Consider the following 25654-nt stretch of genomic DNA (forward strand, 5'->3'; position numbering starts at 1 on the left):
GCACCACGCCCGCCACGCCGGATCAACCCTCGGCGCGTGCCGCCGACCGGGCCCGGGCAGCGGTGCGCGCTCGCTCGTTGGCGTCGAGGACGACCTTGCGGATGCGCACGGCGTCCGGCGTGACCTCGACGCACTCGTCCTCGCGGCAGAACTCGAGGCTCTGCTCGAGGCTCAGCTTGCGCGGGGGCACGATCTTCTCGAAGTTGTCCGCGGAGGAGGCGCGGACGTTCGTCAGCTTCTTCTCCTTGGTGATGTTGACGTCCATGTCGTCGGCGCGGGAGTTCTCGCCGACGATCATGCCCTCGTAGACGTCGGTCGTCGGGTCGGTGAAGAGGACGCCGCGCTCCTGGAGGTTGACCATCGCGTACGAGGTGACGGCGCCCGCACGGTCGGCGACGAGCGAGCCGCTCGTGCGCGTCGTGATGGTGCCGAACCACGGCTCGTAGTCCTCGAAGACGTGGTGGGCGATGCCCGTGCCGCGGGTCTCGGTGAGGAACTCGGTGCGGAAGCCGATGAGGCCACGGCTGGGCACGAGGAACTCCATGCGGATCCAGCCGGTGCCGTGGTTGGTCATCTGCTCCATGCGGCCCTTGCGGGCCGCCATGATCTGGGTGATCGCGCCGAGGAACTCCTCGGGGGTGTCGATGGTGAGGCGCTCGACCGGCTCGTGCAGCTTGCCGTCGACCTCGCGGGTGACGACCTGCGGCTTGCCGACGGTCAGCTCGTAGCCCTCGCGGCGCATCTGCTCGACGAGGATGGCGAGCGCGAGCTCGCCACGGCCCTGGACCTCCCACGCGTCGGGACGCTCGGTGGGAAGGATGCGCAGCGACACGTTGCCGATGAGCTCCTTGTCGAGGCGGTCCTTGACCATGCGGGCGGTGACCTTGGTGCCCTTGGTCGGGCCGCGGCCCACGAGCGGGCTCGTGTTGGTGCCGATCGTCATCGAGATGGCCGGCTCGTCGACCGTGATGAGCGGCAGCGGCACCGGGTTCTCGGCGTCGGCGAGGGTCTCGCCGATGGTGATGTCGGGGATGCCCGCGACGGCGATGATGTCGCCGGGGCCGGCGCTCTCGGCGGGCTTGCGCTCGAGGGCCTCGGTCATGAGCAGCTCGGTGATCTTCACGCGCTGCTGCGAGCCGTCGTGGCGGCACCACGTGACCTGCTGGCCCTTGGTGATGGTGCCGTTGTGGACGCGGAGCAGCGCGAGGCGGCCGAGGAAGTTCGACGCGTCGAGGTTGGTGACGTGCGCCTGCAGCGGGGCCTCGTCGTCGTAGGTCGGGGCCGGGATGGTCTCGAGGATCGTCGCGAAGAGGGCCTCGAGGTCCTCACCCTCCGGCAGGCCGCCGTCGGCGGGGCGCTCGAGGGAGGCGCGGCCGGCCTTGGCCGAGGCGTAGACGATCGGGAAGTCGATCTGCTCCTCGGTGGCGTCGAGGTCGAGGAAGAGCTCGTAGGCCTCGTCGACGACCTCGGCGATGCGCGAGTCGGGACGGTCGACCTTGTTGATGCAGAGGATGACCGGCATCTTCGCGGCGAGCGCCTTGCGCAGCACGAAGCGGGTCTGGGGCAGCGGGCCCTCGGACGCGTCGACGAGGAGCACGACGCCGTCGACCATCGACAGGCCGCGCTCGACCTCGCCGCCGAAGTCGGCGTGGCCGGGGGTGTCGATGATGTTGATGGTGACGCCGTCGCCCAGGCCCCGGTCGGTCGCCGCCTTGCCCGTGTAGTGGATCGCGGTGTTCTTCGCGAGGATCGTGATGCCCTTCTCGCGCTCGAGGTCACCGGAGTCCATCGCACGCTCGTCGACGTGCTGGTGCTCGCCGAACGCGCCGGCCTGCCAGAGCATCTTGTCGACGAGGGTGGTCTTGCCGTGGTCGACGTGGGCGACGATGGCGACGTTGCGGATGTCCGCGCGGGTCTTCTGGGGCATGAGGGACAGTCTCTCAGGGGTTGGGCGGTGCTTCCGACCACCGGACGTGCCGAAGCGGATCGGACGGGGCGGGACGTGCGGGGACGAACGGGACGTACTCGGACAGGGTGGGACGTGGCCGACGGAGCGGAGCGGGCTAGGTGGCCCGGCCCGTGCGCACCATGGCCTCGATCTGCTCGACGATGGGCAGGTCGGCCGGCAGCCAGGCGACGTCACGCAGGTCGTCGACGCCGAGCCACCTCAGCTCGTCGTGGTCCTCGAGGGGCGACGGATCGCCCTCGAGCACCTCGGCCAGCCACACCAGCATCTCGTACCTGTCGCCGAGAGGCCACGTGGCGCCGCGGAGCGGACCGGGCACCTGCTCCCCGACGCGCACCGTGACGCCGAGCTCCTCGGCCACCTCGCGGTGCAGGGCGGCCAGCGGCTCCTCCCCGGGCTCGACCTTGCCGCCGGGCAGCTCCCACCCGCCGGCGAGCGCCGACGGCTCGGTGCGGCGGGCCGACAGCAGGCGCGTCGGGCGGGAGAGGTCGTCGACGAGGGCCGCGCCGACGACGAGGCGCGCGGGGACGGGGGCAGTCGTGCTCATGGCGACGTCGATGGTGCCACACCGACGCGTCGAAACCCGCACGAGGACAACCGCACGCGCGAGCACTCCGCACGCTCGGGCGGGCGGGCGGCGTCCCCCGACCCGCACGAGCGACCACTCGGCACGCTTCCGCGGTTTACTGGGGCGATGGCACGACGACTGGACGACGAGGAGATCACGCGGCAGCTCGGCGACCTGCCCGGCTGGACCCGCGACGGTGACACCATCCGGGCCTCGTTCACGGCGCCCGACTTCCCGACCGGCATCCGGCTCGTCGACGAGGTCGCGGCCGACGCGGAGTCGATGGACCACCACCCCGACATCGACATCCGGTGGACGACGCTCACCTTCGCCCTGTCGACGCACTCCGAGGGCGGCCTGACCCAGCTCGACGTCGAGCTCGCGCACCAGATCTCGCAGGCCGCGGCCCGCCTCGGCGCGGGCGCCGGGTCGACGACACCGTCCTGAGCGGCTCCGTCACCTAGGATCACCTCATGCGATCACACACCAGGCACGAGTCGCGCGGGTCCCGCGACGGCTCCCAGGAGGGCCATAGTCCCTCGCCGGACCCTGTCCGGCCGCCCCAGTCCCACCACCCGCTCACCGGGGTGGTGATCGCATGAGCACCTTCCTCGGCATCGCCCTCGGCGTCCTGCTGATCCTCGCCCTCACTGCGGCGACCGGCTACTTCGTGGCCCAGGAGTTCGCCTACGTCGCCGTCGACCGCAACGCCCTCAAGCAGCTCGCCGACGGGGGTGACGCCGCCGCCGAGCGCGCGCTGCGCGTCACCTCGCAGCTGTCGTTCACGCTGTCGGCCGCGCAGTTCGGCATCACCGTGACCGCCCTGCTCGTCGGCTACGTCTCCGAGCCGCTCGTCGGCGAGGGCCTCGCGCAGCTGCTCGACCCCGACCTGTCGTACGCGGCCCGCCTCAGCCTGTCGGTCACCGCGGTGCTCGTGTTCTCGACCGTCGTCCAGATGGTCTTCGGCGAGCTCGCCCCGAAGAACCTCGCCATCGCCCGCACCGTGCCGCTCGCGCGGGCCCTGAGCCGCTCGACGCTCGTCTACCTCACCCTCGCCGGCCCGGTCGTGCGCCTCTTCGACCGCGCGTCGACGACCCTGCTGCGCAAGGTCGGCATCGAGCCCGTCGACGAGCTCGAGCACGGCGCCACCGCCGAGGACCTCACCCGCATCATCGACGAGTCGCACGCCGGGGGCCTGCTCGACGACGACCTCTCCGAGGTGCTCGAGGGGGGCCTGCGCTTCCGCGAGCTCGACGCCGGTGACGTCATGACGCCGCGCGTGCGGGTCACGACGGTCCGCGTCGACGAGCCGGTCACCCGGCTCGTCGAGCTGCTCGACACCGGCTGGTCGCGCTTCCCCGTCACCGGCCGCGACGGCGACGACATCGTCGGGGTCGCCGGCATCGCCGAGGTGCTCGCCGTCGAACCCTCGAGGCGCGCGACGACGACGATCGGGTCGGTCGTCCCGGATCCGACCGTCGTGCCGACGAGCGCCCCGCTCCCCCGCGTCCTCGAGCAGCTCCGCACCGACCACCGGCAGATGGCCGTCGTCGTCGACGAGCACGGCGGCTTCGCCGGCATCGTGACGTTCGAGGACCTCGCGGAGGAGGTCGTCGGCGAGATCCTCGACGAGGGCGACGCCGTGCCCACGGGCGTCGTCGACGCCGGTGAGGACGCCTGGCTGACGCCGGGCCACGTACGCCTCGACGAGCTCGACACGGCCACCGGCCTCATGCTCGAGAGCGGCGACGAGTACTCGACCCTGAGCGGGCTCGTCCTCGAGCACCTCGGCCGCACCGCCGTCGCCGGCGACGTCGTCGTCGTCGAGGCACGCCGCGAGGTCGCCGACCGCCGCCACGACGACGGCGAGGACCGCGAGTCCTCCTCTGCCCCGGCCGAACCCGGCCCCGAGCGTCCTGAGCGCGACGAGCGTCACGAGCGTCACGAGCGCGGGGAGCGTGAGGACCACGAGCCGCGTCGACCGGCCGTCTCGGTGCGCGTCACCGTCGAGGCCGTCGAGCGCCACGTACCGTCCTCGGTCCGCGTCGAGGTGCTCGACCTCATGGCCGACCTCGAGCAGCTCGCCGACGACACCGGGCACGACACCGGGCACGACACCGGCCACGACGCCGGCCACGACGCCGGGCACGCCTCGCGGACGGAGGCCGGCCGATGACCACCGCCCTGCTCGTCTCCCTGCTGCTGCTCGTGCTCAACGCGTTCTTCGTCGCCGCCGAGTTCGCCCTCGTCGCGAGCAAGCGCCACCGCCTCGAGGACCTCGCCGAGAAGGGCAGCGCCGCCGCCCGGTCGGCGGTCCGCGGGTCGCGCGAGCTGTCCCTCATGCTCGCCGGCGCCCAGCTCGGCATCACGCTGTGCACCCTCGGCCTCGGCTCGCTCGCGAAGCCGGCCGTGGCCGAGCTGCTCACCCCCGTGCTCACCTTCCTGCGCCTGCCCGACGCGGTCGCCTACCCGATCGCGGTCGTGCTCGCCGTCGGCGTCGTCGTCTTCCTCCACATGGTCGTCGGCGAGATGGCCCCCAAGTCGTGGGCCATCGCCCACCCCGAGCGCTCGGCCGTGCTCCTCGCGCTGCCGTTCCGCGGCTTCGCCTGGGTGGTGCGCCCGGCTCTGAGCGTGCTCAACGCGATGGCGAACGCCTGCCTGCGGCTCGTGCGGGTCCAGCCCGTCGACGAGCTGGCCCAGGTGCACGGCCCCGAGGAGCTGCAGCTGCTCCTGACGAGCGCGCGCGAGCACGGCCAGCTGGCCGAGCCCGAGCACCGGGTGCTGGCGGGGGCCATCGCCCTCGACACGACGCCCCTGGCCGAGGCCGTCGTGCCGCTGGAGCGTGTCGTCGGCGTCCCGACGACGGCCACGTGCACCGACGCCGAGGCGGTGTCGCGCACGTCGGGCCGGTCGCGCCTCGTCGTCACGGAGGAGGGCGACCCGGTGGGCGTCGCCCACGTGCGCGACGTCGTGCGGGCCGCGCCCGAGGCTCCGGTGACCACCGTGACGGCGCCGGTCGTCCGGGTCGGGTCGGGCCTCTCCCTGCTCGACGCGCTCTCGGTGCTGCGGGCCGAGCGCGCCCAGCTCGCCCTCGTCGAGGGCCCCTCCGGCCCGGTCGGCATCGTCACGATGGAGGACCTCCTCGAGCGCGTCCTCGGACGCTTCGACGACGAGACCGACGCCTGAGAGCCACCTGCCAGTCCCCCGGGAGGGGGCTGGGCAGGCGCGTCCCGGCTCCTTCGGGTCGGCGCCCGGAAACGGGCGCCGACCTGCGGAATCCTTCGCCCGTGCGGGCCATGTCGCCGGAAGATCTCCGCCCTGTCACGATTCGGCCAAGTCGGTTGCCGCCGGTGTTTCGTCGCTGAAAGATGTTGCGCGCGGTCGTGGGGGGCCTATGGTGGCGGTCGCTTCGCACGTCCGGAGGGCAATGTCGGCCCTCCGCGCAAGTCACGACCCGGAGGTAGAGCCCGTGAGCACACCCCTTGAGGTGGAACCCGGCGCAGCGTCGGCACAGCCGGAGGCGGTGGCGCAGGGCGAGCGCAAGATCGAGGGTCGCTCTCTCGGGCAGATCGCGTGGGCGCGCCTCAAGCGCGACAAGGTCGCCCTCGGCGGCGGGATCTTCGTGCTGCTCCTCATCGTCGGTGCCATCTGCGCGCCGCTCATCGTCGGCCTGCTCGGCCACCCGCCGAACGAGTTCCACCAGGAGCTCATCGACCCGAACCTGCAGATCCCGACGGCGCCGTACGGCGGCATGTCGTGGGACTTCCTCTTCGGCGTCGAGCCGGTCAACGGCCGCGACATCTTCAGCCGCGTCGTCTACGGCGCTCAGATCTCGCTGCTCATCGCGTTCCTCGCGACGCTGCTGTCCGTCGTCATCGGCACCATCCTCGGTGTCGTCTCCGGCTACTTCGGTGGCGTCGTCGACACCTTCATCAGCCGCACGATGGACATCTTCCTGGCCTTCCCGCTCCTCGTCTTCGCCATCGCCCTCGCCGGCGTCGTGCCCGACGAGGCGTTCGGGCTGCAGGGTGATGCCCTGCGCATCGTCGTCATCATCTTCATCATCGGCTTCTTCAACTGGCCCTACATCGGGCGCATCGTGCGCGGGCAGGCGCTGTCGCTGCGCGAGCGGGAGTTCGTCGACGCCGCGCGCAGCCTCGGCGCCCGCACGCCGCACATCCTCGCCAAGGAGGTCCTGCCCAACCTCGTGGCGCCGATCCTCGTGTACTCGACGCTGCTCATCCCGAGCAACATCCTCTTCGAGGCGGGCCTGTCCTTCCTCGGTGTCGGCGTGCAGGCCCCCCGCGCCACGTGGGGCGGCATGCTCTCCGACGCCGCGCAGTGGTACCAGATCGACCCGTGGTTCATGCTCTGGCCCGGCCTCGCGATCTTCGTGACGGTCCTGGCCTTCAACCTCTTCGGGGACGGCCTCCGGGACGCCCTCGACCCGCGGTCGCGGTAACCACCGCACCCGCATCCCGCAAAAGAAGGAGCGCATCCACTCATGAAGAACACTCGCGTGATGGTGGTCGCGACCGCGGCCGCCCTCGCCCTGGGACTGTCTGCCTGCGCCGGCAGCCAGACCCCGGGCACCTCCCCGAGCGGGGGTAGCGGTGGCGCCGGAGCGGCCGTGGCCGCCGACGCGGCCCTGAAGGCGGTCGTCCGACCGACCGACAAGAAGGGTGGCACCCTGCGGTTCGGCATCTCGAGCGACTGGGACTCGGTCGACACGGGCGACACCTACTACGGCCTCTCGTGGGACTTCCTGCGCAACTACGCGCGCACCCTCGTCTCCTTCAAGGCGGCGCCGGGCCAGCAGGGCAACCAGCTCGTCGGTGACCTCGCGACCGGTCTCGGCAAGCCGAGCGCCGACAACAAGACGTGGACCTACACGCTGCGCGACGGCATCAAGTTCGAGGACGGCACGCCGATCACGAGCAAGGACATCAAGTACGGCGTCGCCCGCCAGCTGGACAAGAACACGTTCCCGAACGGCCCGACGTACTTCAACGACTTCCTCGCGGACATCCCGGCGAACTACTCGGTCTACAAGGACAAGAACCTCGATGACCTCAAGTCGATCGAGACGCCGGACGACAAGACGATCGTCTTCCACCTGAACAAGCCGTTCGCCGGCTTCGACTACTTCGCCCAGCTCCCCGCCACGGCCCCCGTGCCGCAGGCCAAGGACACGGGCACGAAGTACAAGGAGCACGTCATCGCGTCCGGCCCGTACAAGTTCTCGGTGTACCAGACCGGCAAGCGCATCGAGCTCGTCCGCAACGACGCGTACGACCCGAAGAGCGACCCGGACACCGGCCGCAAGGCGCTGCCGGACAAGATCACCGTGGAGATCGGCGTCAACGCGGCCGACCTCGACAACCGTCTCATCGCCGGTGACCTCGACATCGACCTCGCCGGCACGGGCGTGCAGGCGGCGGCCCAGGGCAAGATCCTGGCCGACCCGTCGCTCAAGGCCAAGACGGACAACGTCGTGAGCGCGCGGACCAGCTACACGCAGATCAACAGCGACGTCGCGCCGTTCAACAACGCCGACTGCCGCAAGGCCGTCATCTTCGCCTACGACAAGACGGGCTACCAGCGCGCCTACGGCGGCAACGTCGGCGCCGACATCGCCACCGGCCTGCTGCCCCCGGTCGTCCCGGGCTACCAGGAGATGGACCTGTACAACGCGAAGTCGAAGCCGCAGGGCGACGTCGACTCCGCGAAGGCGGCCCTGGCCAAGTGCGGCCAGCCGAACGGCTTCTCGACGAACATCTCCTACCGCCCCGAGCGGCCGAAGGAGAAGGCCACCGCCGAGTCGCTCCAGCAGGCTCTCGCCAAGGTCGGCATCAAGCTGACGCTCAAGGCCTACCCGGCCGGTGACTACTTCAAGCTGTACGCCGGCAAGCCGGACTTCGCCAAGGCCAACAACCTCGGCCTCATGGTGATGAGCTGGGGCGCCGACTGGCCGGACGGCTTCGGCTTCCTCCAGCAGATCGTCGACAGCCGCGTCATCCGTCCCGCGGGCAACACCAACCTCGGCATCAAGCTGCCCGAGGTCGACAAGCTCATGGACCAGGCGCTGTCGGAGAACGACACGACCAAGCGTGAGGCCATCTGGGGCCAGATCGACAAGGTCGTCATGGAGAACGCCCAGGTCATCCCGGGCATCTGGAACAAGGCGCTGCTGTTCCGCCCGGACACCGTGTCGAACATCTTCGTCAACGACGGCTACTCGTACTACGACTACGCCGCTGCCGGTGTCACCAACCCGTGACCCGCTGCGTCCGGCGTCGGTCCCCCGGGACTGACGCCGGACCCGCCGGGCCGACCTCCTTCCACCGAAAGTAGGTGAAGGCGTAGGTGCGGTGGCGGACGGTCACCACCGTCCGCCACCGCACCCGGCCGCCCCACAGTGCTGACGTACCTCATCCGCAGGCTCCTCGGAGCCATCCTGCTGCTCGCCATCGTGAGCGCGGTCGTCTTCGTCATCTTCTTCCTCGTGCCCCGCATCGGCGGGGCCACTGCCGACGACCTCGCCTCGCGCTACGTCGGCAAGAGCGCCGGTCAGGCGCAGATCCACGAGACCGCGGTCCGGCTCGGCTTCACCGACCCGATCTACGTTCAGTACGGACGCTTCGTCAAGGGCATCGTCGCCGGCGCCGACTACAACACCGGCGCAGGCACCGACCACTGCCCCGCACCGTGCCTCGGCTACTCCTTCATCACCCAGAACCCGGTGCTGCCGGACATCCTCGACCGGTTGCCCGTCACCGCGATCCTCGCGGCCGGGGCCGCGGTCCTCTGGCTCATCGGCGGCGTCGGCACGGGTGTCATCTCGGCGCTCAAGCGCGGCTCGATCCTGGACCGCACCTTCATGGGCATCGCCCTCGCCGGCGTCTCCCTGCCGATCTTCTTCACCGGCCTGCTGTCGCTGACGATCTTCAGCTACGGCCTCAAGTGGACCTACGCCGGCGGCGCCAGCCCCATGGACGCGACCAGTCCCCTCGACCTCGTCCACCGGATGCTCCTGCCGTGGATCACCCTGGCCTTCCTCTACGCCGCGAGCTACGCCCGCCTCACCCGCGCCGGCATGCTCGAGACGATGAACGAGGACTACATCCGCACGGCCCGGGCCAAGGGCCTCAAGGAGCGCGACGTCGTCACCAAGCACGGCCTGCGCTCGGCCCTGACGCCGATCCTCACGATCTTCGGCCTCGACCTCGGCCTGCTGCTCGGCGGCGCCGTCCTGACCGAGACGACGTTCTCGCTGCAGGGCATCGGCTACTACGCCGTCCAGGCCATCACGAACAACGACCTCCCCAAGGTCCTCGGTGTGACGCTGTTCGGCGCGGTGTTCGTCATCCTCGCCAACCTCATCGTCGACCTCCTGTACGCCGCCGTCGACCCCAGGGTGCGCACCTCATGAGCCAGACCACCGACAACAGCACCGGCCGGACGGCCGACCGGAAGACCGACGGGTCCGCGGACGCGCCCAAGGGTCGCGGCCGCAAGGCCTCGGTCAACACCCTCGACGGCATCGGCGGCCTCGGTGCCCCCGCGCCCGACGCGTTCCTGTCGGTCCGCGACCTGCGCGTGCACTTCCCCACCGACGACGGCATCGTCAAGTCGGTCGACGGCCTGTCCTTCGACCTCGCCCGGGGCAAGACCCTCGGCATCGTCGGCGAGTCCGGCTCGGGCAAGAGCGTCACGAGCATGTCGATCATGGGCCTGCACAAGCCCGGCACGGTCCGCATGACCGGCTCGATCCGCCTCGACGGCACCGAGCTCGTCGGCGCCAAGCCCGACACCGTGCGGCTCCTGCGCGGCAAGAAGATGGCGATGATCTTCCAGGACCCGCTGTCGGCGATGCACCCGTTCTACACGGTGGGCCACCAGATCATCGAGGCCTACAAGATCCACAACAAGGTCAGCACGTCGGTGGCCAAGAAGCACGCCATCGACATGCTCGGCCGGGTCGGCATCCCCCAGCCTGCGAGCCGCGTCGACGACTACCCGCACCAGTTCTCCGGCGGCATGCGCCAGCGCGCCATGATCGCCATGGCGCTGTCCTGCGACCCCGACCTGCTCATCGCCGACGAGCCGACGACGGCCCTCGACGTCACCGTGCAGGCGCAGATCCTCGACCTCGTCCGCGACCTGCAGGCCGAGTTCAACTCGGCCGTCGTCATCATCACCCACGACCTCGGCGTCGTGGCCGAGCTCTCCGACGACATCATGGTCATGTACGCCGGGCGCTCGGTGGAGTACGCGGCCTCGACCGAGGTGTTCGAGCGGCCGCAGCACCCCTACACCTGGGGCCTGCTCGGCTCGATGCCGCGCCTGGACCGGGAGCGCACCGACCGCCTGCGGCCGATCAAGGGCACGCCGCCCAGCCTCATCAACGTGCCCTCCGGGTGTCCGTTCCACCCGCGCTGCGCCTACCGCGACCGCACCGAGGGTCGCAGCGAGACCGTGCGCCCGCCCTTCGCCGAGTCCCTGCCCCGGCACTGGGCGGCCTGCCACCTCTCCGTGGACGAGCGCCGGTCCATCTGGGAGAACGAGATCAGGCCGACCCTGTGAGCACCCGACCGAGCGCACCGACGGGCGCCCGCGCACGCAGCGGCGCGACCGTCCCTTCCAGCGCGTCCAGCGCACCGACCCGAGGAGCCGCAGCGTGACCGCCTCCCCCGCCACCGCACCGACGCCGGCCTCCACGACGTCCGAGCCGCTGCTCAAGGTCACCGACCTGACCAAGCACTTCCCGATCCGGCGCGGGCTGCTCCAGCGCGTCGTCGGCGCCGTGCGTGCCGTCGACGGCCTCAACTTCGAGGTGTCCAAGGGCGAGACGCTCTCGCTCGTCGGCGAGTCCGGCTGCGGCAAGACGACCACCGGCCGGATGCTGACGCGTCTGCTCGAGCCCACCAAGGGCGAGATCCTCTTCGAGGGCCGCGACATCACCCACGCGTCGGTCGGCCAGATGCGCCCGCTGCGGCGCGACGTGCAGATGATCTTCCAGGACCCCTACGGCAGCCTCAACCCGAGGCACACCGTCGGCACGATCGTCGGCAAGCCGTTCCGCCTGCAGAACGTCAAGACCGAGCACGGCATCAAGCGCGAGGTGCAGGGACTGCTCGAGCTCGTCGGCCTCAACCCGGAGCACTACAACCGCTACCCGCACGAGTTCTCCGGCGGCCAGCGCCAGCGCATCGGCATCGCCCGCTCGCTCGCCCTCAAGCCGAAGCTCATCGTCGCCGACGAGCCGGTGTCGGCCCTCGACGTCTCGATCCAGGCGCAGGTCATCAACCTGCTCGAGGACCTGCAGGACGAGCTCGGCCTCACCTACGTCGTCATCGCGCACGACCTGTCGGTGGTGCGGCACATGAGCGACCGCGTCGCGGTGATGTACCTCGGCAACCTCGTCGAGATCGCCGACCGCGACGAGCTCTACGCCCGCCCGATGCACCCGTACACGACGGCCCTCATGTCGGCGGTCCCGATCCCCGACCCGTCGCGTCGTGGCCGCACCGAGCGGATCCGGCTCGAGGGCGACGTGCCCAGCCCGATCTCGCCGCCGCCGGCCTGCCGCTTCCACACCCGCTGCTGGAAGGCCCAGGAGGTCTGCAAGACCGAGACGCCGCCGCTCGTCGAGCTGGCGCCCGGGCACGCCGTGGCCTGCCACTTCCCGGAGAACGTCGACCTGCCCGACCCCGCCGTGCGCCCGGGGGCGTCGTCGCCGCTGCAGGCGGCCGCCGCCGAGCTCTCGCCCGGGGGCGAGGTGCCCCACGACGACGCGTCCCGCGACGCCCCGCGCGTCATCCCGCTCGACGCGTCCCGCGAGGACGCGCCCGTCGACGCGCCCGAGCGCACCGACGCGTCAGGTGACGCGCCCGGTGACGTGCCCGACGACGCACCCGGTGGCCCCTCGAAGCCCGAGGACGCCTGACACCACCCGCGTCCCGGTCCACGGAGCAGCCCGTCCCACGGTGGGACGGGCTGCTCCGTCGTTGCGGGGCCGGAGGGAAGCAAACGCGTCGCGTCGTGGTTGAGCGGGACATGCTCGTGGAGATCTGGTCGGACATCGCCTGCCCCTGGTGCTACATCGGCAAGCGCCGGTTCGAGAAGGCGCTCGCCGCGTTCCCGCACCGGGACACCGTCGAGGTGCGGTGGCGCAGCTACCAGCTCGACCCGTCCCTGCCCGAGCACCACGACGGCACCGAGCTCGACTACCTCGTCTCGCGCAAGGGCATGTCGCCCGAGCAGGTGCGGGCCATGTTCGACCACGTCACGCAGGTGGCGGCCGAGGAGGGGCTCGCCTACGACTTCGACCGCGTCGTCGTCGCCAACAGCCTGCCCGGCCACGAGCTGCTCCACCTCGCCAGGGCCCACGGCGTCGGTGACGCCGTGAAGGAGGCGCTCCTGTCGGCGCACTTCGAGCACGGGGAGGACATCGGCGACCGTGCCGTCCTCGTGAGGGTCGGCACCGACGCCGGCCTGGCCGCCGAGGACGTCGAGCGCGCCCTCGACGAGCACACCCACCTCGACGCCGTCCGCGCCGACGTCGCCGACGCACAGCGCCTCGGGATCCGGGGCGTGCCGTTCTTCGTCCTCGACGGGAAGTACGGCGTCTCGGGCGCGCAGCCGACCGAGCTGTTCACCCAGGCCCTCGAGCAGGTGTGGCGCGAGTCCGAGCCGCTCGTCATGGTCGGTCCGACCGACCCCGCCGAGGGCGCCGACGCGTGCGGACCCGACGGCTGCGCCGTCTGAGGAGCCGTCAGGCCATCGCGGCGACGAACGGCGCGACCGGCGAGAGGCGCAGCACCTCGTCGAGCCGCCGCGTCACCGTGGTCGGGCCCTCGACGAGCACCGATCCCGCGCGCAGCGCGACCGGCAGCGGCACCCGCCCGAGCCACACGGCGTAGAGCGAGGACACGTCCGAGCTGATCGTCACGTCGACGGGGAATCCGGGGTCGCTCATGCACACCGACGGGACCCCGTGGTCGACGAGGATCCAGAACCGGCGGGCGTCGTCGGCGAAGCGCAGGTGCAGCACGTGGCGCTCCCCCGGCAGGCCCGAGGTGTCGACCCGCGTGTGCATCCACCACACGAGCAGCTGCGCGTCGAGCTCCTCGGGCTCGGGGTCGCCGAACTGGTAGCGGGCGCCCCACTCGGCGAGGCCGAAGACGAGCGGCTCGAGGGCGCGCCCCGCGGCGGTCAGCACGTAGTGCTGGCCGTGCCGCTCGAGGACGCCGTGCCGCTCGAGGTGGCGCAGGCGCTTGGCCAGCAGGGTCCGCGACAGGCCCGGCAGGCCGCGGGCGAGGTCGCTGAAGCGCGTCGCGCCGACGATCATGTCGCGCACGATGAGCAGCGTCCACCGCTCCCCCACGACGTCGAGCGTGCGCGAGATCGGGCAGTACTGCCCGGCGCCTGGATCGTGCGTCCCCATGCAACACCTCCGTGCCACCTCCGGCCCCCGGGCCCGGGCCGTGCGGCCCGCGGCCCCACCCAGTATCGGTCCCGGACGTGTACCGCGTCAGTCCATCTTCTGGACTGACGCCGGCCCGGGCCCGCGCCGGACAGTGGACGGCAGAGGGCCGGCGACCGCGCCGGCCCGGCACCGGAGGAACCACCATGACGACGAGCACGACCAGCACCACCGGCACGACGAGCACCACCCGCGCCACCGGCACGACCCCCGCGACACCCGACCCCGCGGACGCCGCCGTCAAGGCCCGTCACGCGACGATGTGGGGGCTCGGCGACTACGCCGCCGTCGCCCGCGACGTCATCCCCGAGCTCGGCAGCACCATCGTCGACGCGGCGGGGGTGGCGCGCGGCGACCGCGTCCTCGACGTGGCCGCCGGCACCGGCAACGCGACGCTGCCCGCCGCCCGCATCGGAGCCCGCGTGGTCGCCGCCGACCTCGCGCCGGCCCTCGTCGACGTCGGGCGCCGCGCCACCGCCGACGCCGGCCTCGACGTCGAGTGGCACGTCGCCGACGCCGAGGCGCTGCCCTTCCCCGACGCGTCCTTCGACGTCGTGCTCTCGTGCGTCGGCGTCATGTTCGCGCCGCACCACGAGCGCTCGTCCGCCGAGCTGCTGCGCGTCACCCGACCGGAGGGCCGGATCGCGCTGCTCAGCTGGACCCCGTCCGGGTTCATCGGCCGGCTCTTCGGCGTCATGAAGCCGTTCGCGCCGCCGCCCCCGCCCGGCGCGAGCCCGGCGCCGCTCTGGGGCGACGAGTCACACGTGCGCTCGCTGCTCGGCGACGGCGTCACCGGCGTCGAGGCCACCCGGGCGCTGCTCGACGTGCGGTTCGACTCTCCCGAGGCGTTCCGCGACTTCTTCAAGACGGCCTACGGGCCGACGGTCGCGACGTACCGCTCCATCGCCGAGGACGCCGACCGCGTCGCGGCCCTCGACGCCGGGCTGGCCGACCTCGCCCGCGAGGCCACCGACGCCGACGGCCTGATGCGCTGGGAGTACCTGCTGCTCACGGCGCGGCGCGCCGGCTGAGCCCCGGCCGCCGCCGGGGGCCACCTCGGGACCTGCTCAGGTCCTGCTCACAGGCGGCTCTCGGCGGCGTCGGTGCCACCGAGGCGCTGCGCCAGCCAGACCGGCAGGATCGACACCACGACGAGCACGACGGCGATGACGTTGACGACCGGGGCCTGGTTGGGCCGGAAGAGGTTGTCGAAGATCCAGATCGGCAGGGTCGGGCTCTCCGGGCCGGCCGTGAAGGTCGTGACGACGATCTCGTCGAAGGACAGCCCGAAGGCCAGCAGGGCCCCGGCGACGAGGCTCGAGCGCAGCAGCGGGAACGTGACGCGTCGGAACGTCGTGAACGGGCGCGCCCCGAGGTCGGCCGAGGCCTGCTCGAGCGAGCCGCCGAGCCGCCGCAGCCGCGCCGTGACGTTGTTGAAGATCAGGACGATGCAGAAGGTCGCGTGGCCGACGATGATCGTGAACAGGCCGGCGCCGATGCCGAAGACGGGCGACAGGATGCTCTGGATGACCGACTGCAGCGCGATGCCGGTGACGATGCCGGGCAGCGCGATCGGCAGCACGACGAGCACCGAGATCGAGTGCTTGCCGAAGAAGTCGTAGCGGGACAGCGCGAGCGCCAGCAGGGTGCCGAGCACGAGCGCGATCGCCGTCGCGCCGAGGCCGGCCTTGACCGAGGTGAGCAGTGCGTCGCGCGGGCCCTGGGCGTGCAGCGCGGCGCTCCACCACTGCGTCGTGAACCCCGGGGGCGGCCAGCCGAAGGTGCGGTCGCTGTTGAAGGAGTTGATGCCGATGACGACGAGCGGCACGTAGACGAACGCGAGCACGAGCGTCGCGAAGACGCCGAGGGCGATGCGGGTGGACCGGGTGAGTCTCATCGCGGGTCCTCAGAGGTTCTCGAGCGCGCCGGTGCGGCGCACGGCGAGCAGGTAGACGACCATGATGAGCGCCGAGGCCGTGCCGAGCGCCGCGGCGAACGGCAGGTCGAGGGTGATGTTCTGCAGCACCGCGGTGCCGAGCACCTGCAGCTTGCCGCCGACGATCTGCACCGCGATGTAGTCGCCGAGGCTGAGCGAGAAGGTGAAGACCGAGCCGGCCGCGATCGCCGGCAGCAGCGACGGGACGACGACGCGTCGGAACGTGGCCCAGGGGCGCGCACCGAGGTCGGCGCTCGCCTCGAGGTGGCTCTCGGGCAGCCGCTCGAAGGCGGCGTAGACGGGCAGCACCATGTACGGCAGCCAGAGGTAGGTCAGCGTGAGCACGACCGCGGCAAAGCCGTACCCGGGCGTCGCGCCGAACGAGCTCTCGAGGACGCCGCCGGGCTGCAGCATCGTGCGCCAGGCGTAGGCCTTGACGAGGTAGCTGGCCCAGAGCGGCACGAGGACGGCGGCGAGGAGAAGGCCGCGCAGCCGTCGCGGCGCCACGCGCGCCATGAAGAACGCGAACGGCACTGCGACGAGGATGCACAGCACCGTGACGAGCACGGCGATGAGCAGCGTGCGCCCGATGATCCCGAGGTAGGTCGGGGTGAGCAGCTCGCGGTAGTTCTCGAGGCTGAACGTGGGCACGACGAGGTTGGTGAACGGGTCGGTCGTGAAGAACGCCGTCGCGAAGATCACCGCCAGCGCCCCGAGGTAGGCGACGACGAGCCACAGCATGGGTGGGGCGAGCAGCGCTGCCAGGGCCCTGCGTGATCTCATCGTCGCCTCCTCGGGCGCGGGTGGTGGGTGGGCCGCTGGTGGGCGGCCCGGGTGGTGCGGTGCTCGGGACGTGCGGGTCAGCTGTTGCGGATCTCGGTCCAGGCCTTGGTCCACGTCGCGTAGTCGGTGCACTTGACGTCGGTGCGACCGTCGAGGCACGTGGTGATCGGCGTGGTCCAGTAGTGGACCTTGCTGAAGTACGACTCGTCCGCGGCGTGGAAGGTCGTGCAGTGGTTCTTGTCGACCGTCTCGGCGCAGGCCTTCTTGTTGCCCGGGGCCTCCCCGAAGTACTCGGCGATCTGGGCGTTGACCTTCGGCGAGACGAGGTGGTCGATGAGCTTGTACGCGCACGTCTTGTGCTGCGACTTGGCCCCCACCATCCACGTGTCGGACCAGCCCGTCGCGCCCTCCTTGGGCAGGATCGCCTCGACCGGCGCCTTCTCGCCCTGGGCGACGTTGGCGATGACCTGCCACGTCGTGCCGACGGTCGACGTGCCGCTCTTGAAGGCCTGGACCTCCTTGAGGTAGTCGCTCCAGTACTCCCCGACGTTCGCCTTCTGGGCCTTGAGCAGGTCGACCGCGGCGGCCAGCTGGGTCTCGTCGAGGGCGTAGGGGTCCTTGATCTTGAGCTCCGGCTTGGTCGCCATGAGGTAGAGCGCGGCGTCGGCGATGTAGATCGGCGAGTCGTAGGCGGTGACCTTGCCCTTCTGCGCCCCGGCCTGGTCGAAGACGGCCGACCACGAGTCGGGGGCCGGCTTGACGAGGTCGGTGCGGTACATCAGCAGGTTGGCCCCGCGTCCGTGCGGGATGCCGTAGGCGACCCCGTTGACGGAGTTCCACGGCTTCATCTTCAGGGCGTCGAAGATGTCGGGGTAGTTGGTGATGAGCGAGGTGTTGACCGGCTCGACGTCGCCTGCCGCGATGAGGCGCAGGGTGGCATCGCCCGAGGCCGACACGACGTCGTACTGGCCGGTGCGCATCAGCTGCACGGCCTCGTCGGAGGTGCCGAAGGTCTTGATGTTGACGTTGCAGCCCGACGACTTCTCGAAGTCGCTGACCCAGTCGACCTTGGGGTCGTTGCTGCCGTCCTCGACGTAGCCGGGCCAGGCGAGGACGTTGACCTCGCCCTCCGGGGCACCCAGCTTGTCGAGCGCCTTGAGCGCCGGGACCTGCATGCCGCCCGGTGCCCCGCTGCTGCCGCTGCCGCCGCCGGCGGTCGAGCCGCATCCCGCGAGGGCGAGCGCGGCCACGGCCGCGACGACGCCGGTGAGCGACTTGTGTGACGTACGCACGCCGTTCTCCTTCATGAGTTCCTGCTCGGTCCGGTCCGCGTGGGGCCGGAGGTGGCGGCCGCGGGCGCGGCCGCCGGGGTGCTGGGCACGTCGATGACGTGCGCGGGGTCCCACCGGAGCGTGACGCGGTCCCCTCGCCGCGGCGCCGAGGGGGCGCGGGCCCCGCTGTTCTGCTCGAGGGCGGTGAGGCGTCCCCCGGCGTCAAGGGCCACGACGTACCGGGTGACCGGCCCGCCGTAGACGACCTCCTCGAGGGTGCCGGCGGCCTCGGGGTGGCCGTCGTGGTGGCCGTCGGAGTGACCGTCGGGGTGACCGTCGGGGTGCGCGACGCCCGCCTCGGGCACGACGACGAGCTTCTCCGGGCGGATCGCGAACGAGCCGTCGCGGCGGATGACGGCCCGGGCCGCCTCCCCCGTCAGCAGGTTGGACGTGCCGACGAAGCCCGCGACGAACGCCGTGCTCGGGCTCTCGTACACCTCGTGGGCCGTGCCGACCTGCTCGATCCGACCCGCGTTGAAGACCGCGACGCGGTCCGAGAGCGTCAGCGCCTCCTCCTGGTCGTGGGTGACGAAGAGGAACGTGATGCCGACGTCGCGCTGGATCGCCTTGAGCTCGACCTGCATCTGCTCGCGCAGCTTGAGGTCGAGGGCCCCGAGCGGCTCGTCGAGCAGGAGCACCTTGGGCCGGTTGACGAGGGCGCGGGCGAGCGCGACGCGCTGGCGCTGGCCGCCGGAGAGCTGCGCCGGACGACGGGCGCCGTGGTCGCCGAGGCGGACCTGCTCGAGCGCCTCCGCGACGCGGGTGCGCCGCTCGGCGCGGGCCACCTTCTTGACGACGAGGCCGTACTCGACGTTCTCGGCCACGCTCATGTGCGGGAAGAGCGCGTAGTCCTGGAACACCGTGTTGACGTCGCGGTCGTAGGGCTGGCGACGGGTCACGTCGGCGCCGGCGAGCTCGACGGTGCCGGAGGTCGGCTCCTCGAAGCCGGCGATCATGCGCAGCACGGTCGTCTTGCCCGACCCGGACGGGCCGAGCATCGAGAAGAACTCGCCCTGGGCGATCTCGAGGTCGATGTCGTCGACGGCGACGACGGGCGGGGTGCCCGTGAACTCCTTGCGCAGCCGCGTCAGACGGATGGCGGGCGTCGAGCCGGTGGGGGCCTGCATGGCACTCCCTCGATCTAGGGTGTGGTGTCTGGTGCGAAAACCTATGGCTCCATATGTTTAGCCGCAACCGGTATGACCAAACCGTTAGGAGGATGTCGCATGGCGGACCGGTCCCTGCCGCTCGGCCCCTACGCGGCGGTCTTCGCGCCGCTGCCCGCGGAGGGCCGCGCCGACGCCGTCCGACGCCGGCTCGGCGAAGCGATCGCCCTCGGGCTGCTGCCCGACGGGAGCATGCTGCCGCCCGAGAGCGACCTTGCCGAGCGCTTCGGCGTCGCGACCGTCACCGTCCGCGAGGCCCTCGGGACCCTGCGCGAGGACGACCTCATCGTCACCCGGCGCGGGCGCGGCGGCGGGTCCTTCGTCAAGGCGCCCCAGGACGGCGGCCGGGCCGCGCTGCTGGCCCGCCTCTCGCACACCGGGCTCGGCGAGCTGCGCGACCTCGCCGACCACTACGGCGCGATCAGCGGCCACTGCGCCGTGCTCGCCGCCCGGCGCGCCGACCCCGACGACCTCGCCCGCCTGACGCGTCTGGCGGCACACCGCCCCGGCCACGACGACCCGAGCGAGGAGGCCAGGCACGAGGGCACCTTCCACCTCGAGCTTGCGGCGGCGGCCCAGTCGGCCCGGCTGACCCGGGAGGAGATGGCGCTGCAGCGCGAGATCGGACCGGTCCTGTGGCTGGCCGACGTCGAGGCGAGCGCCGCGGGGCTCTCCGAGCGTGAGGAGCGGTCGGCGCACCGGCACGAGGCCATCGTCGCGGCGGTCGCGTCCGGCGATCCGGACGCGGCGCGACGCGAGGCGGAGGATCATGTGACGGAGCTGTTCGAGGCGGTCAAGGCCCTGCACCGCCGCATGCGCACGAGGAGGCCGCGATGAGCACGACCGCGCCGACCCACCCGGCGGGAGCCGCCGGCGACGACGACCGCAGCGACCACGGCCCCGCTGCCACGGCAGGCGTCTCGTCACCGCTGACCGCCGCCGACGTCGCCGCCTGGGTCTCGCGCTTCGGCGCCGACCTCTTCGGCCGCCTCGACGACCTCGGCGCCCTGACCGCGCGACAGTGCGGTGCCGGGGTCGCGCCGAGACGGGCCGACCTGCACCTCGAGGCGTGGTGCCACCGGTTCCTCACCGAGCCCGGCACCCCCGTGGCCGGCGCGGGCGCGGTGTTCGCTCCCGGCGTCCTGGCCGACGCCCCGTACTGGCTGGAGTGGTGGACCGCCGAGCAGGTGTCGGGTGGACCGGTCGTGACCAAGCTCGCCGCCGAGACCGACCCGCGGGCCGTCGGCTTCCGCGACTACACCGAGCTCCCTTGGTACGCAAAGCCGCTCGCGACCGGCGAGCGCCACGTGACCGGACCCTACGTCGACTACCTCTGCACCGACCAGTACACGCTGACCTTCACCCAGCCGCTGCTGCTCGAGGGCCGCTTCGCCGGCGTCGTCGGCGCCGACGTCCTCGTCGCCTGGTTCGAGGAGCAGCTGCTCGACGTCCTCGACGACGTCGAGGGCACCTGCCTGCTCGTCAACGCGGCGGGACGCGTCGTCACCTCGTCGGACGCGGCGTGGGTCACGGGCGACCTCGTGCGCAACCTGCCGCTCGAGGCGTGGCTGGACCCGGAGGGCGCCGACGTCGCCGGGCCCGGCGGGTGGACGGCCCTGCGCTGCCCGGGGCTGCCGTTCCTCGTGCTCAGCGCCGACTGACCGGGCCTCCGTCCGGGCCGGGACGCATGACGAGGCGCCACTCGCTCGGGGGTTCGAGTGGCGCCTCGTTCACCCCCACCATCGCGGTCGTGCCGTGCGGCGTTACACGCCGGGGCCGGGTTGTTCGGCGCCGCCGGCCGGGAACGCCCCACCGGACCCGCCGGCCCCACGCGTCACACGGGTGACGCCCGAGCAGACCCTGTCAGGGCCTGCGCACCGGTGCTGTGAGGCCGGACTCAAAGCACCCGCGTCGCGCTCGCGCCCGACCTACTCTGAGTAGGACGGGGAGGTGGCGCAGCGAGCGCCGCCGGAGGAGACCGACGTGAGCACGTCCGAGCCGATGACGGTGACCCTGCACGGGCACGCGCTCTCCTACGTCGACGTCGGGTCCGGCGAGACGATCCTGTTCGTCCACGGCCTCCTCGGATCGCACCGGTACTGGGGCCACCTCGTCGACACCCTCGCCGACTCCTTCCGCGTCGTCGTGCCCGACCTCTTCGGCCACGGCGCGTCGGCCAAGCACATCGGCGACTACTCCGTCGCGGCGCACGCGGCCACCCTGCGCGACCTCATCGACCGACTCGGCATCGACCGGGTGACGATCGTCGGGCACTCGCTCGGCGGCGGGATCGCGCTCGAGTTCTGCTACCTGTTCCCGGACCGCGTCGACCGGCTCGTCCTCGTCGGCAGCGGCGGCCTCGGCCGGCAGGTCAACCCGGTCCTGCGCTCGGCCACGCTGCCCGGCGCCGAGTGGGTGCTGCCGGTCATCGCCTCGCCGTGGGTCCGGGGCGGAGCGGCCGCGGTCGGCCGGGTGCTCTCGCTCGCCGGCTGGCGCGCGAGCCACGACGTGCGGGCCGCCTGGGAGGGCTTCACCTCCCTCGGCGACGCCGACAGCCGGCGGGCCTTCCTCGCCACGACACGCGCCGTCATGGACCCCGGCGGCCAGCGCGTCAGCGCCACCGACTACCTGCCCGACCTCGTCGGGCTGCCCGTGCTCGTCGTGTGGGGCACCCGCGACTTCATCATCCCGCCGGCGCACGCGGCCCTGGCCCGCGACGCCATCCCCGGCTGCCGCATCGAGCTGTTCGAGGGCGCCGGACACTTCCCGCACCTGGACCAGCCGGAGCGCTTCGCCGACGCGCTGCGCACGTTCATGCGCGAGCCCGGGCGGGCTGCGGGCACCGACGCGTCGGGCCGCACCGGCGGCGCCGCGGCGGACGCGTCGGGTGGCCGCACGGGCACGCCCGAGGCGCCGGGGCCCTCCGAGGCCTCCGGGCTCGACGAGCAGCAGGCGGGCTGACACGGCAGAGCCGGCCAGGAGGGTCGATCGGTCACCACAGCTGCCGGACGCGCGAAGAGGCGCCTCCCGCTCGGGGGTCCGGGAGGCGCCTCTTTCAGTCGTTCCATCGGCGCAGGGTGCGGTTGCGTTACACCCTCGGCCGACAAACGTCGGCGGGGTCGCCGGTCACTCGGCGAGGAAGGCCGCGACGCGCTCCTTGGGCCGGCCGATGATGGCGCGGTCGCCCTTGACGACGACCGGGCGCTGGAGCAGCCGCGGGTGCCGCACGAGCACGTCGACGACCTGCTCGCGGGTGGCGACGTCGGCCTCGGACAGGCCGAGCTCGGCGAAGTGCGCGTCGCGGCGCACGAGGTCGGTCGGGGCGTCCTCGAGCTTGTCGAGGAGGTCCCCCAGGGCCGCGGCGTCGAGCGGGTGACGCAGGTAGTCGACGACCTCGGCCTGTACGTGGGCCTCGGCGAGGCGGTCCATGGCCGACCGCGAGGTCGAGCAGCGGTTGTTGTGCAGGATCGTCACGTCGTCGCTCATGACCCGAACCCTAGCCACCGGGGCCGCCGCCCCGGCAGGCCCGTGGGCGCTGCGAAATCCGCGTGCCGACCGCCCGGCCGCCTGCCTACGCTGCCTCGATGGAGACCTCCGACCGGACGCCCGTGGCACGGCCCGAGCTGTTCGCGCTCTGCATCGCGGCGACCGACCCGGCCCGGCTGGCCGGCTTCTGGCAGGGCCTGCTCGGCTGGCCCCTCGCCGACGACACCGACGCGCGCGCCGGGGTCGCGCTGCTGCCGACCGACGACACGGGGTTCCGGCTGCGCTTCCTGCCCACCGACGAGCCGAAGACGCGCCGCAACCAGATCCACTTCGACCTGACGAGCGCCTCGGCCGAGGCGCAGGAGGCCACGGTCGCCCGGGCGCTCGGGCTCGGCGGCCGGCACTACGACGTCGGGCAGCGTGGCGACGAGGGCCACGTCGTGCTCGCCGACCCGGAGGACAACGAGTTCTGCGTCATCGAGCCGGGCAACCGGTTCCTCGCCGACTGCCCGTTCATCGGCGCCCTCTCCAGCGACGGCACCCGGGCCCTCGGCCTCTTCTGGAGCGAGGCCCTGGGCTGGCCGCTCGTCTGGGACCAGGACGAGGAGACGGCGATCCGCTCCCCGCACGGCGGCCCGAAGGTCACGTGGGGCGGGCCGCCCTTCCAGGAGAAGGTCGGGCCGAACCGCTGGCACCTCGACCTCGTTCCGGCCGCAGGCGCCGACCAGCAGGCGGTCGTCGAGCGGCTCGTCGCGCTCGGCGCCACGCGAAGCGACGCGTCGGCGCACGATCCCGGGGCCGTGGCCCTGCTCGACCCCGACGGCAACGAGGTCTGCGTCCTGCCCTCCCGCACGTGAGGACATCGCGCCGCCGGAATGACGCGTCCGGCGGCGGCGCCGGCCCCAGCGTCGAGTGAGACGGCGGGCCTACACTCACCGCGTGGGCGCACGTCGGCGGACCCACCAGGTCGTGGGACTGGCTCTCGCAGGGTGTCTCGCCGCGGGATGCTCGGCGCCATCGGCGAGCACACCGGAGGCCTCGTCCACGTCCCCCACCGCGCACGGGCCCGGCACGACCACGTCCGGCGCGACCACACCGCGCCGGTGGTCGATCGTGGCCCTCGGCGACTCCGTGCCTGCCGGCAACGGGTGCGACTGCACGCCCTACCCCCAGCTCACGGGGGACGACCTGTCCTCGCCTCCCGACCGAACGGTCACGGTGGCGAACGACGCGGTCGGGGGCTTCACCACCGACGACGTCCTCACCCAGCTGCGGAACGACACCTCGGTCATCGACCGCGTCCGCAGCGCCGACGTGGTCGAGGTGGAGGTCGGCGCCAACGACGTGGGTTACTCGTCCTCGTGCGGCGCCTCGGTCGCGTGCTACCAGCCGACCGTCCCGGTGGTCGAGCGGAACCTCGGCGCCATCGTGGCCCGCGTCCGCGAGCTGGCGAGCGGGCACCCGGTCCTCGTCGTGCTGCTCGACTACTGGAGCGTCTGGCTCGGCGGTCAGTACGCCACTGCGCAGGGCGAGGCCTACGTGGCCGCCGCCGCCGAGGTCACCGACCAGGTCAACTCGGTCATCAGGTCCACGGCGTCCGCGACGTCATCGGAGTACGTCGACCTGCGCACCGCCTTCAAGGGCCCGGACCACGCCTACGACGAGACCCACTACCTGGCCCCGGACGGGGACCACCCCAACGCGGCCGGGCACGAGCAGATCGCCGCGGCGACGGTGGCCCAGATCGACGAGGCACTCCGCACCTAGGCGTACCTCAGACGTTGAAGCGGAACTCCACGACGTCGCCGTCCTGCATGACGTACTCCTTGCCCTCCATGCGGACCTTGCCGGCGGCCTTGGCGGCGTTCATCGAGCCGGCCTCGACGAGGTCGTCGAACCCGACGATCTCGGCCTTGATGAAGCCGCGCTGGAAGTCGGTGTGGATGACGCCGGCGGCCATCGGGGCGGTCCAGCCCTTGCCGATGGTCCAGGCGCGCGACTCCTTGGGCCCGGCCGTCAGGTAGGTCTGCAGGCCGAGGGTGTGGAAGCCGGTGCGGGCCAGCTGGTCGAGGCCCGACTCCTCGGCGCCGAAGCTCTGGAGCATCTCGAGGGCCTCGTCGGGCTCCATCTCCATGAGGTCCATCTCGAGCTTGGCGTTGAGGAAGACGGCGTCGGCGGGCGCGGCGAGCTCGCGCAGCTGCGCGTGCAGGTCGGCGTCGGCGAGCTGGTCCTCGTCGAGGTTGAAGACGTAGATGAAGGGCTTGGTCGTCAGCAGGCCGAGCTGCTTGGCCTCGGCGAGGTCGACGCCGGCGGCCGGGCCCTTGGCGTAGAGGGTGTGGCCCTCCTCGAGAACCTTCTGCGCGGCCTGGGCCAGCTCGAGGGCGGCCTTCTTGTCCTTGTTGATCCGCGCCTCCTTCTCGAGGCGGGGCACGGCCTTCTCGAGGGTCTGCAGGTCGGCGAGGATCAGCTCGGTGTGGATCGTCTCGATGTCGCTGGCCGGGCTGACCTTGCCGTCGACGTGGACGACGTCGCCGTCCTCGAACGCACGGACCACCTGGCAGATGGCGTCGGCCTCGCGGATGTTGGCGAGGAACTTGTTGCCGAGCCCCTCCCCCTCGCTCGCGCCGCGGACGATGCCGGCGATGTCGACGAAGCTCACCGTGGCCGGGAGGACCTTCTCCGAGGAGAAGATCTCGGCGAGGGCGCCGAGGCGGCTGTCGGGCAGCGGCACGACGCCGACGTTCGGCTCGATCGTCGCGAACGGGTAGTTCGCGGCGAGCACGTTGTTCTTGGTCAGCGCGTTGAAGAGCGTCGACTTGCCGACGTTGGGGAGACCGACGATTCCGATGGTGAGTGCCACGAGGACAGGAGTCTAGTGCGGGTGGGCGGTGGGGCCGACCACGCACGGGGTGCGCGGACCCGCCGAGGGT

24 protein-coding genes are annotated in these 25654 nt (G+C 72.0%); 15 read left to right on the top strand and 9 right to left on the bottom strand.

Annotation, left to right across the window (positions count from 1 at the left end; translation table 11 throughout):
• Positions 1 to 22: 22 nt before the first annotated feature.
• Positions 23 to 1927: a translational GTPase TypA gene (gene typA, locus BIV28_RS13510; RefSeq protein WP_076262651.1), complete on the bottom strand. Its 1905-nt coding sequence runs from the start codon at positions 1925 to 1927 to the stop codon at positions 23 to 25.
• Positions 1928 to 2063: 136 nt separating this feature from the next.
• Entirely contained in the window at positions 2064 to 2513 is a 450-nt protein-coding gene (locus BIV28_RS13515; RefSeq protein WP_076262653.1) for a (deoxy)nucleoside triphosphate pyrophosphohydrolase, read from the bottom strand.
• 147 nt (positions 2514 to 2660) lie between these two features.
• Between BIV28_RS13515 and BIV28_RS13520 the strand changes: the two genes are divergently transcribed.
• The 9 genes from BIV28_RS13520 (at position 2661) to BIV28_RS13560 (ending at position 13304) form a co-directional block, all read left to right on the top strand.
• On the top strand, positions 2661 to 2981 hold the full coding sequence (locus BIV28_RS13520) for a 4a-hydroxytetrahydrobiopterin dehydratase (RefSeq protein ID WP_076262654.1): 321 nt from the start codon (positions 2661 to 2663) through the stop codon (positions 2979 to 2981).
• A 151-nt stretch (positions 2982 to 3132) separates the two neighbouring features.
• Positions 3133 to 4710: a hemolysin family protein gene (locus BIV28_RS13525; RefSeq protein ID WP_083707331.1), complete on the top strand. Its 1578-nt coding sequence runs from the start codon at positions 3133 to 3135 to the stop codon at positions 4708 to 4710.
• On the top strand, positions 4707 to 5720 hold the full coding sequence (locus BIV28_RS13530; protein ID WP_076262656.1) for a hemolysin family protein: 1014 nt from the start codon (positions 4707 to 4709) through the stop codon (positions 5718 to 5720). The genes BIV28_RS13525 and BIV28_RS13530 overlap by 4 nt, the downstream gene beginning before the upstream one ends.
• A 283-nt stretch (positions 5721 to 6003) precedes the next feature.
• Positions 6004 to 6996, top strand: coding sequence for an ABC transporter permease (locus BIV28_RS13535; RefSeq protein ID WP_076262657.1), 993 nt, complete (start codon positions 6004 to 6006; stop codon positions 6994 to 6996).
• Positions 6997 to 7038: 42 nt separating this feature from the next.
• Positions 7039 to 8814, top strand: a complete 1776-nt coding sequence (locus BIV28_RS13540; RefSeq protein ID WP_076262659.1) for an ABC transporter substrate-binding protein — start codon at positions 7039 to 7041, stop codon at positions 8812 to 8814.
• A 138-nt stretch (positions 8815 to 8952) separates the two neighbouring features.
• A complete protein-coding gene (locus BIV28_RS13545; protein ID WP_076262660.1) occupies positions 8953 to 9966 on the top strand; it encodes an ABC transporter permease in 1014 nt (337 codons plus the stop codon).
• On the top strand, positions 9963 to 11120 hold the full coding sequence (locus tag BIV28_RS13550) for an ABC transporter ATP-binding protein (protein WP_083707332.1): 1158 nt from the start codon (positions 9963 to 9965) through the stop codon (positions 11118 to 11120). Before BIV28_RS13545 ends, BIV28_RS13550 begins: the two co-directional genes overlap by 4 nt.
• Positions 11121 to 11214: 94 nt before the next feature.
• Positions 11215 to 12483, top strand: a complete 1269-nt coding sequence (locus BIV28_RS13555) for an ABC transporter ATP-binding protein (RefSeq protein WP_076262662.1) — start codon at positions 11215 to 11217, stop codon at positions 12481 to 12483.
• A 110-nt stretch (positions 12484 to 12593) separates the two neighbouring features.
• Positions 12594 to 13304, top strand: coding sequence for a DsbA family oxidoreductase (locus BIV28_RS13560; protein ID WP_076262664.1), 711 nt, complete (start codon positions 12594 to 12596; stop codon positions 13302 to 13304).
• A 7-nt stretch (positions 13305 to 13311) separates the two neighbouring features.
• Here the strand turns inward: BIV28_RS13560 and BIV28_RS13565 are convergent, their stop codons facing one another.
• Positions 13312 to 13983 (bottom strand): winged helix-turn-helix transcriptional regulator, encoded by a 672-nt coding sequence (locus BIV28_RS13565; RefSeq protein WP_076262666.1) that lies wholly within the window; start codon positions 13981 to 13983, stop codon positions 13312 to 13314.
• Positions 13984 to 14168: 185 nt separating this feature from the next.
• On the opposite strand from BIV28_RS13565, the gene BIV28_RS13570 reads away from it, so the two are divergent.
• Positions 14169 to 15053: a class I SAM-dependent methyltransferase gene (locus tag BIV28_RS13570; RefSeq protein WP_083707333.1), complete on the top strand. Its 885-nt coding sequence runs from the start codon at positions 14169 to 14171 to the stop codon at positions 15051 to 15053.
• 47 nt (positions 15054 to 15100) lie between these two features.
• Here the strand turns inward: BIV28_RS13570 and BIV28_RS13575 are convergent, their stop codons facing one another.
• The 4 genes from BIV28_RS13575 to BIV28_RS13590 form a co-directional block, all read right to left on the bottom strand.
• Positions 15101 to 15919 (bottom strand): ABC transporter permease, encoded by an 819-nt coding sequence (locus tag BIV28_RS13575; protein WP_076262667.1) that lies wholly within the window; start codon positions 15917 to 15919, stop codon positions 15101 to 15103.
• A 9-nt stretch (positions 15920 to 15928) separates the two neighbouring features.
• On the bottom strand, positions 15929 to 16741 hold the full coding sequence (locus tag BIV28_RS13580) for an ABC transporter permease (RefSeq protein WP_076262669.1): 813 nt from the start codon (positions 16739 to 16741) through the stop codon (positions 15929 to 15931).
• Positions 16742 to 16818: 77 nt separating this feature from the next.
• A complete protein-coding gene (locus BIV28_RS13585; protein WP_242653011.1) occupies positions 16819 to 18033 on the bottom strand; it encodes an ABC transporter substrate-binding protein in 1215 nt (404 codons plus the stop codon).
• A gap of 11 nt (positions 18034 to 18044) precedes the next feature.
• Positions 18045 to 19199 (bottom strand): ABC transporter ATP-binding protein, encoded by a 1155-nt coding sequence (locus BIV28_RS13590; RefSeq protein WP_076262672.1) that lies wholly within the window; start codon positions 19197 to 19199, stop codon positions 18045 to 18047.
• A 99-nt stretch (positions 19200 to 19298) separates the two neighbouring features.
• Between BIV28_RS13590 and BIV28_RS13595 the strand changes: the two genes are divergently transcribed.
• The 3 genes from BIV28_RS13595 to BIV28_RS13605 all read left to right on the top strand — a co-directional run bounded on the left by BIV28_RS13595 (position 19299) and on the right by BIV28_RS13605 (position 22199).
• The gene (locus BIV28_RS13595; protein WP_076262673.1) at positions 19299 to 20075 is read left to right on the top strand and encodes a FadR/GntR family transcriptional regulator; all 777 of its coding nucleotides are present in this window, start codon (positions 19299 to 19301) and stop codon (positions 20073 to 20075) included.
• The gene (locus tag BIV28_RS13600) at positions 20072 to 20899 is read left to right on the top strand and encodes a cache domain-containing protein (RefSeq protein WP_083707334.1); all 828 of its coding nucleotides are present in this window, start codon (positions 20072 to 20074) and stop codon (positions 20897 to 20899) included. The genes BIV28_RS13595 and BIV28_RS13600 overlap by 4 nt, the downstream gene beginning before the upstream one ends.
• 322 nt (positions 20900 to 21221) lie before the next feature.
• Positions 21222 to 22199 carry an alpha/beta fold hydrolase gene (locus BIV28_RS13605; protein WP_242653013.1) on the top strand — a complete coding sequence of 326 codons (978 nt, stop codon included), beginning with the start codon at positions 21222 to 21224 and terminating at the stop codon, positions 22197 to 22199.
• A gap of 165 nt (positions 22200 to 22364) precedes the next feature.
• On the opposite strand, the gene arsC is transcribed toward BIV28_RS13605, so the two are convergent.
• A complete protein-coding gene (arsC, locus tag BIV28_RS13610) occupies positions 22365 to 22724 on the bottom strand; it encodes an arsenate reductase (glutaredoxin) (RefSeq protein ID WP_076262675.1) in 360 nt (119 codons plus the stop codon).
• 98 nt (positions 22725 to 22822) lie between these two features.
• Here arsC and BIV28_RS13615 point away from each other — a divergent pair, with 98 nt between their 5' ends.
• Positions 22823 to 23581 (top strand): VOC family protein, encoded by a 759-nt coding sequence (locus tag BIV28_RS13615; protein WP_076262676.1) that lies wholly within the window; start codon positions 22823 to 22825, stop codon positions 23579 to 23581.
• A gap of 256 nt (positions 23582 to 23837) precedes the next feature.
• Positions 23838 to 24491 carry an SGNH/GDSL hydrolase family protein gene (locus BIV28_RS13620; protein ID WP_076262678.1) on the top strand — a complete coding sequence of 218 codons (654 nt, stop codon included), beginning with the start codon at positions 23838 to 23840 and terminating at the stop codon, positions 24489 to 24491.
• 7 nt (positions 24492 to 24498) lie between these two features.
• Here BIV28_RS13620 and ychF read toward each other — a convergent pair whose 3' ends face one another.
• Positions 24499 to 25584 (bottom strand): redox-regulated ATPase YchF, encoded by a 1086-nt coding sequence (gene ychF / locus BIV28_RS13625; protein WP_076262680.1) that lies wholly within the window; start codon positions 25582 to 25584, stop codon positions 24499 to 24501.
• Positions 25585 to 25654 lie beyond the last annotated feature (70 nt).

It is taken from the genome of Intrasporangium flavum (genome assembly GCF_001956915.1).
Taxonomy (GTDB): Bacteria; Actinomycetota; Actinomycetes; order Actinomycetales; family Dermatophilaceae; genus Monashia; species Monashia flava.

Excerpts from the sequence above, each read along its gene's own strand:
- BIV28_RS13520 (WP_076262654.1), top strand. The coding sequence starts at position 2,661 with ATGGCACGACGACTGGACGACGAGGAGATCACGCGGCAGCTCGGCGAC.
- BIV28_RS13590 (WP_076262672.1), bottom strand. The coding sequence starts at position 19,199 with ATGCAGGCCCCCACCGGCTCGACGCCCGCCATCCGTCTGACGCGGCTG.
- typA (WP_076262651.1), bottom strand. The coding sequence starts at position 1,927 with ATGCCCCAGAAGACCCGCGCGGACATCCGCAACGTCGCCATCGTCGCC.
- BIV28_RS13595 (WP_076262673.1), top strand. The coding sequence starts at position 19,299 with ATGGCGGACCGGTCCCTGCCGCTCGGCCCCTACGCGGCGGTCTTCGCG.
- BIV28_RS13615 (WP_076262676.1), top strand. The coding sequence starts at position 22,823 with ATGGAGACCTCCGACCGGACGCCCGTGGCACGGCCCGAGCTGTTCGCG.
- BIV28_RS13570 (WP_083707333.1), top strand. The coding sequence starts at position 14,169 with ATGACGACGAGCACGACCAGCACCACCGGCACGACGAGCACCACCCGC.
- BIV28_RS13600 (WP_083707334.1), top strand. The coding sequence starts at position 20,072 with ATGAGCACGACCGCGCCGACCCACCCGGCGGGAGCCGCCGGCGACGAC.
- BIV28_RS13550 (WP_083707332.1), top strand. The coding sequence starts at position 9,963 with ATGAGCCAGACCACCGACAACAGCACCGGCCGGACGGCCGACCGGAAG.
- BIV28_RS13575 (WP_076262667.1), bottom strand. The coding sequence starts at position 15,919 with ATGAGACTCACCCGGTCCACCCGCATCGCCCTCGGCGTCTTCGCGACG.
- arsC (WP_076262675.1), bottom strand. The coding sequence starts at position 22,724 with ATGAGCGACGACGTGACGATCCTGCACAACAACCGCTGCTCGACCTCG.
- BIV28_RS13565 (WP_076262666.1), bottom strand. The coding sequence starts at position 13,983 with ATGGGGACGCACGATCCAGGCGCCGGGCAGTACTGCCCGATCTCGCGC.
- BIV28_RS13560 (WP_076262664.1), top strand. The coding sequence starts at position 12,594 with ATGCTCGTGGAGATCTGGTCGGACATCGCCTGCCCCTGGTGCTACATC.
- BIV28_RS13540 (WP_076262659.1), top strand. The coding sequence starts at position 7,039 with ATGAAGAACACTCGCGTGATGGTGGTCGCGACCGCGGCCGCCCTCGCC.
- BIV28_RS13530 (WP_076262656.1), top strand. The coding sequence starts at position 4,707 with ATGACCACCGCCCTGCTCGTCTCCCTGCTGCTGCTCGTGCTCAACGCG.
- BIV28_RS13580 (WP_076262669.1), bottom strand. The coding sequence starts at position 16,741 with ATGAGATCACGCAGGGCCCTGGCAGCGCTGCTCGCCCCACCCATGCTG.
- BIV28_RS13525 (WP_083707331.1), top strand. The coding sequence starts at position 3,133 with ATGAGCACCTTCCTCGGCATCGCCCTCGGCGTCCTGCTGATCCTCGCC.
- BIV28_RS13515 (WP_076262653.1), bottom strand. The coding sequence starts at position 2,513 with ATGAGCACGACTGCCCCCGTCCCCGCGCGCCTCGTCGTCGGCGCGGCC.